At 64.4% G+C, this 14,512-nt stretch carries 12 protein-coding genes; 10 read left to right on the forward strand and 2 right to left on the reverse strand.

The genetic code is table 11. From position 1 onward, the window contains the following. Window positions 1-32 precede the first annotated feature (32 nt). Window positions 33-1,133: an acyl-CoA dehydrogenase family protein gene (locus ASE00_RS00195; protein ID WP_056376761.1), complete on the forward strand. Its 1,101-nt coding sequence runs from the start codon at window positions 33-35 to the stop codon at window positions 1,131-1,133. Between the two features lie 9 nt (window positions 1,134-1,142). Here ASE00_RS00195 and ASE00_RS00200 read toward each other — a convergent pair whose 3' ends face one another. Both ASE00_RS00200 and ASE00_RS00205 read right to left on the reverse strand, forming a co-directional pair. Next, window positions 1,143-1,919: a ThuA domain-containing protein gene (locus ASE00_RS00200; RefSeq protein WP_056376763.1), complete on the reverse strand. Its 777-nt coding sequence runs from the start codon at window positions 1,917-1,919 to the stop codon at window positions 1,143-1,145. Further along, a complete protein-coding gene (locus ASE00_RS00205; protein ID WP_056376765.1) occupies window positions 1,916-3,322 on the reverse strand; it encodes an aromatic ring-hydroxylating oxygenase subunit alpha in 1,407 nt (468 codons plus the stop codon). Before ASE00_RS00205 ends, ASE00_RS00200 begins: the two co-directional genes overlap by 4 nt. A gap of 141 nt (window positions 3,323-3,463) precedes the next feature. Between ASE00_RS00205 and ASE00_RS00210 the strand changes: the two genes are divergently transcribed. From ASE00_RS00210 to ASE00_RS00250, 9 genes are all read left to right on the forward strand, one after another. After that, window positions 3,464-4,249 (forward strand): SDR family NAD(P)-dependent oxidoreductase, encoded by a 786-nt coding sequence (locus ASE00_RS00210; RefSeq protein ID WP_235538475.1) that lies wholly within the window; start codon window positions 3,464-3,466, stop codon window positions 4,247-4,249. Between the two features lie 20 nt (window positions 4,250-4,269). Further along, a complete protein-coding gene (locus ASE00_RS00215; protein WP_235538476.1) occupies window positions 4,270-5,064 on the forward strand; it encodes an SDR family NAD(P)-dependent oxidoreductase in 795 nt (264 codons plus the stop codon). A gap of 10 nt (window positions 5,065-5,074) precedes the next feature. After that, window positions 5,075-5,854, forward strand: a complete 780-nt coding sequence (locus tag ASE00_RS00220; RefSeq protein WP_056376771.1) for an SDR family oxidoreductase — start codon at window positions 5,075-5,077, stop codon at window positions 5,852-5,854. A gap of 442 nt (window positions 5,855-6,296) precedes the next feature. Then, window positions 6,297-7,535, forward strand: a complete 1,239-nt coding sequence (locus ASE00_RS00225) for a serine hydrolase domain-containing protein (RefSeq protein WP_056376773.1) — start codon at window positions 6,297-6,299, stop codon at window positions 7,533-7,535. A 204-nt stretch (window positions 7,536-7,739) separates the two neighbouring features. Next, window positions 7,740-9,260 carry an aldehyde dehydrogenase gene (gene adh, locus ASE00_RS00230; protein ID WP_056379122.1) on the forward strand — a complete coding sequence of 507 codons (1,521 nt, stop codon included), beginning with the start codon at window positions 7,740-7,742 and terminating at the stop codon, window positions 9,258-9,260. A gap of 109 nt (window positions 9,261-9,369) precedes the next feature. Then, window positions 9,370-9,768 carry a DUF779 domain-containing protein gene (locus tag ASE00_RS00235; RefSeq protein WP_056376774.1) on the forward strand — a complete coding sequence of 133 codons (399 nt, stop codon included), beginning with the start codon at window positions 9,370-9,372 and terminating at the stop codon, window positions 9,766-9,768. Next, window positions 9,765-11,078, forward strand: coding sequence for a DUF3422 domain-containing protein (locus ASE00_RS00240; RefSeq protein WP_056376776.1), 1,314 nt, complete (start codon window positions 9,765-9,767; stop codon window positions 11,076-11,078). The genes ASE00_RS00235 and ASE00_RS00240 overlap by 4 nt, the downstream gene beginning before the upstream one ends. A gap of 55 nt (window positions 11,079-11,133) precedes the next feature. Further along, the gene (locus ASE00_RS00245; protein ID WP_056376778.1) at window positions 11,134-12,267 is read left to right on the forward strand and encodes an FIST N-terminal domain-containing protein; all 1,134 of its coding nucleotides are present in this window, start codon (window positions 11,134-11,136) and stop codon (window positions 12,265-12,267) included. Next, complete coding sequence (locus tag ASE00_RS00250; protein ID WP_056376780.1) at window positions 12,264-14,504, forward strand: NahK/ErcS family hybrid sensor histidine kinase/response regulator; 2,241 nt, start codon at window positions 12,264-12,266, stop codon at window positions 14,502-14,504. Before ASE00_RS00245 ends, ASE00_RS00250 begins: the two co-directional genes overlap by 4 nt. Window positions 14,505-14,512: the final 8 nt, after the last annotated feature.

Below are 14,512 nucleotides of genomic sequence, written 5' to 3' on the forward strand. Positions count from 1 at the left end.
GTGCTACAACGAGAGCGTGAGAGGGGCTGCCGGTGAATTTCGATCTGAGCGAAGATGAAGAGCTGTTGAAGGCGCTGGCCGAGCGGTTCGTCGCGGACAATTATGATATCGACCGTCGCCGTCTGTTTCTTGCCGAGCCGCAGGGCTTTTCGGCCGAGAATTGGACGCTGCTCGGCGAACTCGGCCTGATCGCCGCGCCGTTCGATGAGGCAGCGGGCGGACTGGCGCTCGACGCGACCGGCATAGCCACTATTTTCGAAGCGCTCGGCCGCGGGCTCGTCGTCGAGCCGCTGATCGAGAATGTTCTTCTGGCCGGACGCCTGTTCGCGGCGGCGGCGCGGGGACGCTTGCGCGAGGACTGGCTGCCTGCCCTGGTGACGGGGGAACGGCGCATCGCCTTCGCGCATGCCGAAGAAAATGGCCGTGCGGGCCGAATCTGGGTCGAGACCACGGCCGATGCCGACGGTCGTATCGCGGGCGCGAAGGCTTATGTCCCGGCCGGAGCGAGCGTCGACGGTTATATCGTCAGCGCGCGGAGCGCGGGGGCGCCGAATTCTGCCGATGGCCTGGGTCTGTACTTCGTCGCCGCCGATGCGGCGGGTTTGAGCGTCCGCAGCTGGCGGATGGCCGATGGCGGCGCCGCGGTGTCGTTGACGTTGGACGATGTGGCGGCGGAGCCGCTCGATGGCGGCGCGGAGGCGATCGCCTCGGTCGAAACGCTCGCCTCGCTCGCCCGGTCTGCGGAAGCGATCGGCATCATGGAGCGCATCTTCGCCGAAACCCTCGAATATTTGCGGACCCGTCAGCAATTCGGGGCACCGCTCGCGACATTCCAGGCAATCCAGCATCGCATGGTCGCGCAATATGCTGCGATTGAGCAGAGCCGTGGCCTGCTCAATCACGCACTGGTCTGCTTCGAGAGCGATGATTTCGACGCTGCGGTGAAGGGGCTGCGCGCCTATGTCGCCGACGTGTCGATCGAACTGGGTCATGAGATGATCCAGTTTCATGGCGGCATGGGCGTCACCGACGAACTGTCGATCGCGCATGGCCATAAAAGGCTGCTGGTGCTGTCGCGCTGGCCCGAGGATCCGGGCGTGGCGCTCGATCGCTTCGCTGGTATCGAACGCTAAGGAGGACAGCTATGCCGCGGGTTCGCGCTCGCGCATCCAGCCGATCCCACGCCGCAACAGGTCGTAGAACACTGGCAGGTCCCAGGCGCAGCGGTCGACCGTCGGCCACCATTCGAGCATCGGCTGGAGGTCATAATGGCCACGGCAATGGCCCAGGGTCAGGTAAAGCACCGCGCCCTTGCCGTGCTGCTTGATGTAGAAGACCGGTTGGGTGCCGGGCGCGCCGGCGGCTTCGACGAAGCCGGTGCCGGGCTCGGTGCATTCGGTTTCGAGCAGGACGTGAAGCTTCCCGTGCGTCTCGAGATGATAGAGTTCGTCGGTCGTGTCGAACGGCTCGACACCCGCGACTAGCGGATGCGCCGGATCGGCGACGGTGACGCAGTAGGGCGCGATCGGCGGGTGCGACAGGAACTGGCTACCGAGCATGTCCATCATCAGCGGCGCCCAGCGCGGAGCATCCCACAGGCCGTTCTCCAGCAAGCGCAGGACCGAGTTGGTGCCGTGCAGAGCGTACCAGCGGCCTCCCTTCGCCAGCCAGTCGCGCAGTGCTTCCTGCGCCCTTAGCGACGGGGTGACGTCGCAGGTGTAGGTGATGAGGATGTCGGCCTCCGCAATGGCGGCGACATTCTCATAATCCTCGAACACCCGCGTGCGGATCGCCGGATCTTCGGCGAGGAGCTTGAGCAGTTCCAACCGTGCGAAATCCATGTCGTGCCATACGCCGCCGCAGATCAGCACGCAGTTGACCCGCGGCGGGCGAAGCTTCTCCCCAGACGCGTCGCTCATGCGGAAGGGCCCGCCGTGCCATCGAGATATTTGTCCAGGGTCCGGTGAAACTGGCGGATACGGATCTCCTGATAGTCGGCCAGCTGGACCTTGCCATTCTTCGAGCAGTGCAGGCCCTCCTGCACGAATTGGAGATTGGCCATGTCCTGGTCGAGCACGTCGCCGAGGATGCCGAGTTCGGCAGCGGTCGCCCAGGGCTCGTCGCGGCCGAGATGGCGCATCGGCACGCCGCGCGGAATGGGCTCTCCCTTCTTGACCCGCGACAGCACGCGGACCTCCATCAGGCAGCTGTCGGGCGTTTTGCCCGGCCGCCAGCGATAGACGATGTTCGGCATGTAGCCGCCCCAGGGCGCGAAGTTCGGAAACACGTTATAGACCAGCGCGTCGAGCAGCTCGGAGTCGGTCGCGTCCTCATGGTCATAGCCGGTCTGCGCGGTATAGCCGGCGCGCATTGCCGCGCCGAGCGCCTCGCGCGCCGTCATGCCTTCGGGCACCTGCACCGCGAAGGGGCTGTCGGATGACTCGTAATTGTCCGCCGAACGGCCATTATATTTCACGAACTCATCGACGATCCATTGCTGGGTCTTCCCCTCGGCATCGATGTGCGGCGACATGATGCCGAACGGTACGAGGTTGACGTTCACATTGTCGCCCCAGGTCCAGTAGGCGCTGTTGCAGTCTCCGGTGAAGGGCAGCAACTGCGGGTGGGTGACCACGGTGTGCCAGGCCTCCATGAAGGCTTCGGCGGTGACCTTCCAATTGGCCGGAACCTCCTTGCCGACCCAGATGACGGTGGTGCATTCCTCGTGCCGCCAGCGTTTGAAATGCTCGGGCAGCGGCGCGAGAAACTCCTCGATGGTCGGGCCGCCGGCTTCCTCGCGGATGAAGACATAGCCCTGCCATTGGGCGACCTCGGCCTGCGGCAGCTCCATCCTGTCGGCGGTCAGGTGCGGGAAATCCCATTTGCAGGGCATCGAGTCGAAGCTGCCGTCCTTGTGCCAGGCAAAGCCGTGGAACGGGCAGACGAACCGGTCGGCAGCGCCATCTTCGGTGCGCAGCTTGCGGCCGCGGTGCAGACAGACATTGTGCATGGCGCGGATCGTGCCGTCTTCCTGGCGGCTGATCAGATAGGAGCGGCCCGCATTTTCGTAGACGACATAATCGCCGGGCTCGGGCAGGTCCTCCTCGCGCGCGGCGAATTGCCAGACATGCGGCCACATCTTCTCGCGCTCGGCCCTGGCGAAATCCTCGCTGGTGTAGCGCTCGGCGGGCAGCGCGTCGGAGCCGAGATATTCATAATGTTCTTCGGTCAGCGACGCCGGCGCGGGCCGCGAGTCGAGCTTCATCAGATCGGTCCAGCTGATTCCCGGGCTGCGGCCTGCACCCGGATCGCGGTCTGCCATGATCGTCTTCCTCATCCACGGATATATAGCTTTTGACCTGTTCTGCCGTCTCGCGCCGCCCGCGTCACCTTGCCGAAAGCATAGGTTGCCGCTTGCCGATATTCGGTCAAACTTAGGTCCAGAACAATGCGGGAGAGCGCCTTGAGCAAGAGGCTGGACGGCAAGGTCGCGCTGGTCACCGGCGGAACGACCGGGATCGGGGCGGGCGCGGTGAAGCGGCTCGCGGCCGAGGGCGCCATCGTCTATTTTACGGGATCGAACGAGAGCGCCGCGGGCGATGTCTGCGCGTCGGCGCCCGGTGCGATCTTCAAGCCGCATCGTGTGCAGGACGAAGCGGGTTGGACGCAATTGATGGCGGAAATCCGGCGCGATCATGGCCGGCTGGACATCGCCTTCGCCAATGCCGGGATGGAAGCGGGCGACGGCAGCGTCGAGGACATCAGCCTCGACGGCTGGAACGCGATCGTCGGGGTCAACCAGACCGGCGTCATGCTCACCTTGCAACATGCGATCCGGGTGATGCGCGACAATCCCGAGGGGCCGACCGGATCGATCATCGTCAATTCATCGATGAACGCGCTCCGGGCGATGGGCAATTTCGTCGCCTATTCGGTGACCAAGGCAGCGGTGGTCGCGCTCGCCAAATCGGCGGCGGTCCATTGCGGTAACCAGGGCTACCGCATTCGCGTGAACGCGATCCTGCCGGGCGTGGTTGAAACCGACCTGATCCGCGGCGTGATCGATCGCGCGCCGGACCCGGCGGCGGCCCGCAGGCAGTTCGAAGGCATGGCGCCGATGAAGCGCATGGCGCAGGTGGAGGAGGTGACCGGCCTCGTCGCCTTCCTCGCCTCCGACGAGGCTGCATTCATCTCCGGTGGCGAATATGTGATCGACGGCGCCACCACGGCAGGGACCATGGGCGTATGAGCAATGCTAATGATCGGCGAATGCAGGGCCGCGTCGCGTTCGTCACCGGCGGCTTGCGGGGCATCGGCCTCGCCATAGTCGAGCGTTATGTCGCCGAGGGTGCCTCGGTGGTCATCTCGGACCTCGACAAGCCCGATAGCAATATCGCGAGCGAGGTGATCGAACGGCTAGGCGATCATGCGAGCTACATCGCCGCAAACGTCACGGGCGAGGACGACTGGAAGCGCGCCAGCGACATGGTGCGCGAGCGCCATGGAAAGCTCCACATCCTCGTCAACAATGCCGGCACCGACCTGACCGGACCGGTCGAGAGCCTGTCGCTGCCGGACTGGCGCAGGATCATGGGCATCAACGTCGACGGCGTTTTCCTGGGCACGCGCGAGTTCGTGCCGTTGCTCGCGGAGAGCGGCAAGGAGGTTCGCGGCGGATCGAGCATCATCAACATCAGCTCGATCATGGGACTGGTCGGCTATGCCGAGACCTCGGCCTATAATGCCAGCAAGGGGGCGGTGCGGCTCTTCACCAAGGCGATCGCGATCGAGTTCGCGACCAAGAAGATGCCTATCCGCGCCAATTCGATCCATCCCGGCTTCGTCGTCACCCCGCTGATGCAGGCGGGCTTCCAGCGCTGGGTGGACAAGGGTTTCGCCGAACGGCCCGAGGATCTGATGGAAACGATGGCGGCAACCACGCCGGTCGGCCGCCTCGCAGATCCATCGGAACTCGCCGGTGCAGCCTTTTTCCTGGCCGGCGACGACAGCAGCTACATGACGGGGGCCGAGGTCGTCGTCGACGGCGGCTGGACCGCGCAATGAGGATCGACGCATGACGATTGCCCTGAACGATGTGGTGGCCGTGGTAACCGGCGCGGCGGGCGGCATCGGCCGCGCCGTCGTCCAGGCGATGAAGGCTGCCGGCGCGACCGTCATCGCGACCGATCTTACCGATCGGGCGCCCGGCGCCGGAGAGGATGAATATCTCCGGCACGACGTCACCAGCCGCGCCGACTGGGATGCCGTCGCCGCGCTCGTCGAAAGCCGCCATGACCGGCTCGACGCGCTCGTCAATCTGGCGGCGATATCGATCGTGACCAAGTTCGAGGACACTGCGCTCGCCGAGTTTCACCGCGTGAACGCGATCAACGTCGACAGCGTCATCATCGGCACGCAGGCCATGCTTCCCTTGCTGCGCGCCGGCGGGCGGGCGCGGCCAGGTGGCGCCTCGATCGTCAATTTTTCGAGCGTCGGCGGGCTTCGCGGTGCGCCCTTCAATGCGGCCTATTGCACCAGCAAGGCGGCGGTGAAGATGCTGTCAAAATGCCTTGGCGCCGAGTTCGCGGCGCTCGGCTACAATATCCGGTGCAACAGCGTTCACCCCGGCGGCATCGAAACGTCCATGCTAGGCGGAATCATGGATCGCTATGTCGAACTGGGCGCGGCCCCGTCACGCGCGACCGCCGAACAGGCGGTGATCGCCGCCCATCCGATCGGTCGCCTCGGACGTCCCGACGAGATGAGTGGCGGGGTGGTGTATCTGTGCTCGGACGCCGCAAGTTTCGTAACCTGCTCCGAATTCGTCATGGACGGTGGTTTCTCGCAAGTCTGACCCGATGGTTTTTGTCCATTGAGTTGAGGCTGGGTTGCCAGGGCGATCAGCACTGAATCCGATAATTTCCCTTACTACTTAATCATAGACAATATTCGTTTTCGGCATTCCGTCATTTGAATGATGATTTCGAACCTGTCTAAGACACCGTTATCTCTATATATTATGAGATTTGCTATCGATGCGGCCATTGTCTGTGTGAGATGAAGGCAGCCCGAGCGGTCCATTGTAATATTCAATATGGATGGTAGTCGGTCATCGTCATCCACAGCGGCATCCCAGAATCGTCGCCGACGAGAGGGGCTTTCTTGACGAAGTTCACAGGCCGTCACGCCATCGGGCAATCGACACTCGCGGCAGCCGTGACCGCTGAAGGACGGGCGCGAGCGTCATCGTCCGGAGCCCGGACTCGAAACTCTCTCTCCTTGCCAGGGGGCCATGCATGATGTCGCCCGAAACCGTTGGCTTTTCGACCGAGCGGCTGAAGCTGATCGATGCCGCGTTTCAGGCGGAGATCGACGCGGGCCACTATGCCGGTGTCAGCCTGACGGTCGCTCGTCATGGCAAGCCGGTGAAGTCGCAGAGCTATGGCTTTCAAAGCCTGGAGACGCGCGCCCCGCTGCGGGAGGACGCGATCTTTCGTATCGCCTCGATGACCAAGCCGGTCGTCGGTGTGGCGATGATGATCCTCTATGAAGAGGGCAAGTGGCAACTCGATGATCCGATCACCCGGTTCATTCCGGAGTTCGCCGACCTTCGCGTGATGGAAGGCGACGAATTGGTCCCCCTCCGGGGGCCGATCACCATGCGCGACCTGATGCGGACCACCGCGGGTTTCGCGACGGGGTCGGGCGCGGGGGCGTACAATCCGAAGGTCGATGCCATGTACGCCGCCGCCCGGCTTTGGGACAGCACATTGGACGACATGATCTCCAAACTCGCGAAGCTGCCGCTCGAAGCCCAGCCGGGCACATGTTTTCGCTACGGCCTCCAGCAGGAGATCCAGGGCGAAATCATCAAGCGTATCACCGGCCAAGGGCTCGATAGCTTCATGGAAAGCCGGATCTTCCAGCCTCTGGATATGCGGGACACCGGATTCGACGTCGCGCCGAACAAGCTCGAACGGCTCCCTCCGACCTATGTCATCGACGGCAATCTCGAGCTCAGACTCGCCGAGAACCAGTCATCCTTTCCGTGTTTGATCGGAGTCGCGGCTGGAGAGAAGCCCAAATTCCTGCTGGCGGTCGGCGGTCTCTATTCGACGGCCAGGGACTTCATGCGTTTTGCGCAGATGCTGGCAAATGGGGGTGAACTCGACGGAGCGCGGATATTGTCGCCTCTCAGCGTCGCGTTGATGACCGGCAACCTGCTGCCCGATGGCGTGCCGCTAAGGCTGCTGACGCCGATCGAGGGCGTGGGCTATGGGATGGGCGTCGGCGTGCTGCTCGATCCCGCGCGCGCACAATATCATGGTGGGACGATCGGCAAAGGCTCCTACTATTGGGGAGGGCTGTACGGCACATGGTTCTGGGTCGATCCGACCTATGACGTCGTTGTCGTGGGGATGGTCCAGCAACTCGGCGCCAGCGCACCCTTTGGCGGCGTCGCTTATCCGGTTCCGGAGCTCCGCTCGCTGTCGCGTACGCTGATATATCAAGCGCTGGTCGATCCTGCGCTTTAGCTGGCCAGTCCCGATGGTTGACGGTGGATACCATGCAAGGGCGAAATCGCGACCGGAGCGATAGCGGAAAATACTCCAAGGCTTCATTCTACGGGCGATGACCGAATCGCCGACGCGTTGACGACTTTCCGACCTAAGGTCCAATTGCCCGCTTTCCCCGATTGGCGCTTGATGCGCGTCGACAAACTCACCCGGGAGAAAGTGATGCTTCAGGAAGCTATGGCGCGGTTCGCCGGTAATGCGCTTATCCGCGATCGATATGACAATTTCATCGGCGGCCAGTGGGTCAAACCCGTCCGCGGTGACTATTTCGACAATATCTCGCCAATCACCGGCCAGCCGGTCTGCAAGATCGCCCGCTCCACTGCGGAGGATATCGAGCTGGCGCTCGATGCCGCCCACAAGGCGAAGGATGGCTGGGCGCAACGGTCGTCGACCGAGCGCGCCAATATCCTCAACCGCATCGCCCAGCGGATGGAGGACAATCTCGACCTGCTGGCGATGGCCGAGACGATCGACAACGGCAAGCCGATCCGCGAGACGACCGCCGCCGATATCCCTCTGGCTGTCGACCATTTCCGCTATTTCGCAGCATGCGTCCGCGCTCAGGAAGGCTCGATCGCCGAGATCGACCACGATACCGTTGCCTATCATTTCCATGAGCCGCTGGGCGTCGTCGGGCAGATCATTCCCTGGAACTTCCCGATCCTGATGGCGGCGTGGAAGCTCGCTCCCGCGCTCGCGGCGGGCAATTGCGTGGTGCTGAAGCCCGCCGAGCAGACGCCGATGTCGATCATGGTGCTGATGGACCTGGTCGGCGACCTGATTCCCGAAGGCGTGCTGAATGTCGTCAACGGTTTCGGCGTCGAGGCGGGCAAGCCGCTCGCCACCAACAAGCGGATCAGCAAGATCGCCTTCACCGGCGAGACCACGACCGGCCGCCTCATCATGCAATATGCGTCCGAGAATCTGATCCCGGTGACGCTGGAGCTGGGCGGCAAGAGCCCGAACATCTTCTTCGCCGATGTGATGGAGGCAGACGACGACTTCTTCGACAAATGCCTCGAAGGCTTCGCAATGTTCGCGCTGAACCAGGGCGAGGTCTGCACCTGCCCGAGCCGCGCGCTGATCCAGGAATCGATCTATGACAGGTTCATCGAACGCGCAGTCGCCCGGGTGGAGAAGATTCGGCAGGGCAGCCCGCTCGATCCCGCGACGATGATCGGGGCCCAGGCGTCGAACGACCAGCTGGAGAAGATCCTGTCCTATATCGACATCGGCAAGGACGAGGGCGCGAAGGTGCTGACGGGCGGCAGCCGGGCGCATCTCGGCGGCGAGCTGGAACAGGGCTATTATGTCGCCCCGACGGTGCTCGAAGGCCACAACAAGATGCGGATCTTCCAGGAGGAGATCTTCGGCCCGGTCCTTTCGGTCACGACCTTTAAGGACGAAGCGGAGGCTCTCGCCATCGCCAACGACACACTCTACGGGCTGGGCGCCGGCGTCTGGAGCCGCAACGGCACCACCGCTTATCGCATGGGCCGCGCCATTCATGCCGGCCGCGTGTGGACCAACTGCTACCACGCCTATCCCGCGCACGCGGCGTTCGGCGGCTACAAGCAGTCGGGCATCGGGCGCGAGACCCACAAGATGATGCTCGACCATTATCAGCAGACCAAGAATCTGCTGGTCAGCTACAGTCCCAAGGCGCTAGGTTTCTTCTGAGGTCGCTGGGCGGCGCGTCGCTTTACGTTCCCCTGATCCTGTCGCGCCGCGTTCCTGACGACGGGCACCTTCTCGGGTGCCCGTCGATTTTTCGTTCAAGGAGAGGCGCATGGCCACCCCGCCGCGCATAATGACTACCGCAGAAGCTGACGCGCTGATCGCGCGGCTCACCGCGCTCCATGGTCCGCTGATGTTCCATCAATCCGGCGGCTGTTGCGATGGTTCGGCCCCGATGTGCTTTCCGCTCGGCGAGTTCAAGACCGGCGGGCAGGACGTGTTGCTTGGCCATGTCGCCGATGACGTGCCCGTCTGGATCGGCGCGGCGCAGTTCGAATATTGGCGCCATACCCAGGTGACGATCGACGTCGTGCCGGGGCGCGGCGCGGGGATGTCGCTCGAAAGCCCGGAGGGCATGCGCTTCATCGTTCGTTCGCGCGTGTTCAGCGACGAGGAGAGCAGCGCGCTCGAGGCCGCGGGCGAACCGGCGCGCGGTGACGGACCGCGATGACGATAGCCTTTCGGGAGCATCCGCTACGCCGTCAGGTGGTCGGCGAAATGCACTTGCGCCGTTTCCCGTCGTTCAGCATCCCGGCGCAGATATTCCAGCTTTTCCGGCTGGTCGAACCAGAGCAGCGCGAGGCAGAGATCGCAGCGGTGGATCGCGATGGCGTGACCGCGCCGGCCGGCGCGCGGCATCGCGAGCAGCGCTGGTCTGCAGAGGTCCGTACCGCCTGGGAAAGGCATAGCGAGGCAAGTACCGTCACGGTGGCGCTCACCGGATCCAGTCTTGGGGCGGCGCCGTGGACGCGTCCGGACAAGGGCCCTGCAGCTGCTGCGATCGATTGGGCGGAAAGCTTGCCTGGCGGCGCGGTCCGCGCGTCGCAATTGTTCATCGTCGCCGATGATTGTGCGGCCGAGCCGGTGTTGGCGGCGGCAGAGTTCAGCGCGTCGCATCTGGTATCGTGCCACATCGCCGGCGGAGCACGGCTTTGGAGCGACTTTCGCATCCACGCCGACGGCTACGGCCGCCTCGTGGTCGCCGCGAACGGGATGGCGACGGCAGATCTGATCCGGGTGGTTCAGAGGGTGCAAGAGCTCGGCAATTACCGCAACCTCGCGCTGCTGGGTCTGCCCGCAGCCCAGGCCGCGTGGGGCGATGTCGACCGGATCGAGCGCGCGCTGGCGGCCTCCGGCCGATCGCTGCAGGGGCGCGACCGTACCGACGACGAGCTGTTGGCTGATCTCGCCCAGCAGGCGGCGGATCTTCTGTCGCTCGCCGCCGCCTGCGATTATCGCATGAAGGCGACCCAGGCCTACGCGCTGATCGTCGCCGACCGGCTGGCGGAGCTTCGCGCGACGCCGATTCCCGGCTTCCAGTCGCTCGACGAGTTCACGATCCGGCGCTTTGATCCCGCGATGCGCACCTGCGCCGCGCTGACGGAGCGGGTCGCCCTGCTGAACCAGCGCGCCGCTCAGCTCACCGCATTGCTGCGCACCAGGATCGAAACCCATATCGAAAATCAGAATGCGCGATTGCTCGCGTCGATGGATCGAAGTGCCCGGCTGCAACTGCGCCTGCAGCATCTGGTGGAAGGTCTCTCGGCAGTGGCGATCAGCTATTATCTGCTGGGGTTGGTGGCCTATCCGGTCAAGGCCGCCGAAAAATGGCGGCCCGGCTTTTCGGCCACGTCGCTGCTCGGGATTTTCGCGCCGGCCATTCTCCTGCTGGTGTTCCTGACGCTTCGCCGGATGCGCCACCGGCTGATGGCCGGGCAGGCATCGATGTCGGATGACAGACGCCATTCCGGCGATACATAAGAATCCCAGAGAAAAACAGAATCCCAGAGTAAATGGGGGTGGGGAGACGAGGATAATGGCACAGGCGATCTCTTTCGCTGCCAGTCATGCTGAAGCGCCCGATGGCGCCATGCGCGAGATCAGCGCGGCGATTGGTGACGAGGCGCTGGCCGGAGCGGTTGTCTTCTGCTCGCACCGTTATGATCGCGCCGCCCTGGCCCGCGCGATCAATCTCGCCAATGACGGAGTGCCGGTGATCGGCTGTACGAGTTCGGGCGAGCTGACCCGCAACGGCTATGACGAAGGCAGCCTGACCTTCATCGGCTTCCCGCGCCGGGCCTTCCACTTCGTCACCCATTGCTTCGACGATCTCGAGGCGTTCGACCCGATCGAGGCGCGCGAGGCGGTCCGCAAGCTCGCCGCCGTGGCGGAACGCGACAGCCGGCGGCTGGGAGTCGATGTCAATCATGTCGCGCTGTTTCTCGTCGACGGGTTGTCGCATCGTGAAGAGCTGCTCACCATGACGATCCAGGAAGCGCTCGGCGACATTCCGCTGATCGGCGGTTCGTCGGGCGATGGCCTCGCCTTCCGCGAAACAGCGGTCTTTCATGGCGGCCGCTTTCATGGCCGTGCCGCGGTGGTCGCGATCCTCTCATCGGCCCGCCCGATGCACGTCTTCAAGGCGCAACATTATCGCCCCGGGGCCGCCAAGATGGTGATCACCGGCGCGATTCCCCAGTCGCGCATCGTCACCGAGATCAACGCCGAGCCCGCGGCCGAGGAATATCTGCGGCTGGCGGGCCATGCCGGCGAGGCGCTGGGCGTGTCTTTTTTCGCGGCGCATCCGCCGATGGTCCGCGCGGGCGGTGAATATCATGTCCGCTCGATCCAGAGTGCCAATCCCGACGGCAGCCTGACCTTCTATTGCGCCATCGACGAGGGCATCGTGCTCACCGTGGGCGAGCCGGTCGACCGTATCGCCGGCATGGAAGCATTGTTCGGCGACATCCGGGAAAAGATAGGCGAGATCGACCGGATCATCGCCTTCGATTGCGTGCTCAACCGCATCGATGCGGAGCAGCGGCAGGTCAGTCGGGAGGTGTCCGCGCTCTATGGTGCCAATGGGGTGATCGGCTTCAACACCTATGGCGAGCAATATCACGCGCTGCACGTGAACCAGACCTTCAGCGGGCTCGCGATCGGCCGATGAGCAGGCCCGATCCTGACGAAACGGATATCGACGCGCTGCGGAACGAGGTGCGCAAGCTGCGCAAGATCAACGCGGCGCTGATGGATCGGGTCGAGCGATCTTCCGACATGGCCGGCAACGCCTTCTCGATGTTCGAGACGGCCATCTCGCTCGAAGCGATGGTCCGGGACCGCACTTCGGAGCTTGAGGATGCGCTGGGCAAGCTGGCGCAGGCCAATGTCGATCTCGCCCAGGCGCATGGGCTGGCGGATGCTGCCCGGATGCGCCTGCGGGATGCGATCGAGTCGATCAACGAAGGCTTCGCTTTGTTCGACGCGGATGACAGACTGGTGCTGTTCAACGAGGCCTATCTCAGTTTCTGGCCGGGTATCGTCGGCCAGATCCACGAAGGCATGAGTTTCGCGGACATGGTCCGGCTCGTCGCCCTGCACGAAAAGCCGGGCGGCTCGCTGATCGCCCCGGATCGATGGGTGTCGGACCGATTGGCGCGCCATGGCGTCGCCGATGGCGGGCATGTCCAGGCGCTCGCGGACGGCCGATGGGTACAGATCAACGAGCTGCGCACCAGCGAAGGCGGAATCGTCGGCATTTACACCGACATTACCGAGGCGAAGGCCGAAGATGCCCGTGAGCGCGCGCGCGAACTGGCCGAACGCAACCTGATCCTGCAGGCAACGCTGGACAATCTTTCTGAGGGCGTCTGCGTGTTCGATGACGAGGGACGTCTCAGCGCCTGGAACGATGCGCTCCAGCGGCTTCTCGATCTGCCCGACGGGTGGAGCCAGCGCATGTCGACCCATGCCGAACTGGTGGCCTGGTGCCGCACCCGGCTTGGCATGCGCGACAAGGGGTGCCTCGACTGGCGCGGTGATGCCCGAAATGCGGGGCGGATCAGTCGCCTCTGCCCCGCAGGTGCGCGCCGTTTCGAAGTGCGCAGCACGGCGATGGAACGGGGCGGGCAGGTGATCGGCTTCACCGACGTCACCGACATGCTGCACGCCCAGGCGACGCTGCGCGAAACCGCCGACACGCTCGAGCGGCGCGTCTCCGAGCGTACGGCCGAGCTCGTCGAGGTCAATCATCGGCTCGAGGGCGAGGTCGCGGAACGCCGCGCTATCGAGGCGGCGCTGCTCGAGGCCAAGACCGTCGCCGAAAAGGCCAATCTTTCCAAGACACGTTTCCTGGCCGCGGCGAGCCATGACCTGCTCCAGCCGCTCAACGCCGCGCGCCTGTTCGTCGCCGCGCTCGGAGACCGGCGGCTGGCCTTGCCGACGCGCGCGCTCGTCAGCCAGACCTCGACCGCGCTCGACTCGGTGGAAGATCTGCTGGAGGCGTTGCTGGAGATCAGCCGCCTCGACGCGGGAGCGATCCAGCCCGAGATCAGCGATTTCCGGCTCGATCGCCTGCTCGCGACGCTGCAGGTCGAATTCGCGCCTCTCGCCTTGTCGACCGGTCTGGATCTGCAAATCGGCGCGCAACCGCTATGGGTGCGCTCCGATATCCGCCTGCTGCGCCGCATGCTGCAGAACCTGCTCTCGAACGCGATCCGCTACACATCGGCCGGGTCGGTCACGCTGCTGTGCCGGGAGGAGGGCGATCGGATAGCGATCGACGTGATCGATACCGGACCGGGCATCCCGGCCGACAAGCAGCTGTATATTTTCGAGGAGTTCCGCCGGCTGGACGTTCGTCCGACCGGCAAGGGGCTGGGCCTCGCCATTGTCCGCCGCGCAGCCGACATGCTGGGGCACGATGTCCTGCTCCAGTCGGCGCCGGGAGAGGGGGCCTGCTTCACCGTCGTCGTGCCGCGCGGCACCGAACGCAGCGAGACCGAGGAGATCGAGGCGGGGGCAGCGCGCGGGCGATCGATGACCGGCCTGAAAATCCTGATCATAGACAATGAGCGCAGCATCCAGAGCGGCATGCGCACGCTTCTGGGGGGCTGGGGCTGTGAGGTTTCCACCGCGGACGGCTATATCGAGGCGGTCGCCGAGATGGATGGCGGGCACCGTCCGGACGTCATTCTGGTCGATTATCACCTCAAGGACGGGGAAACGGGGGACGCCACCGTCGCCCGGCTGCAGGACCATCTCGGCAGCGCCGTTCCGGCCATCATGATTTCCGCCGACCGGGGAGAGGAGTTGAAGGCGAGGATGGCGGGCCTTGGGATACCGCTGCTCAGCAAGCCGGTGAAACCCGCACAGCTGCGCGCGCTGCTGCGCACGATGCTGACCTAGCGGAAAGC

The sequence above is a fragment of the Sphingomonas sp. Root710 genome (genome assembly GCF_001429065.1).
Taxonomy (GTDB): Bacteria; Pseudomonadota; Alphaproteobacteria; order Sphingomonadales; family Sphingomonadaceae; genus Rhizorhabdus.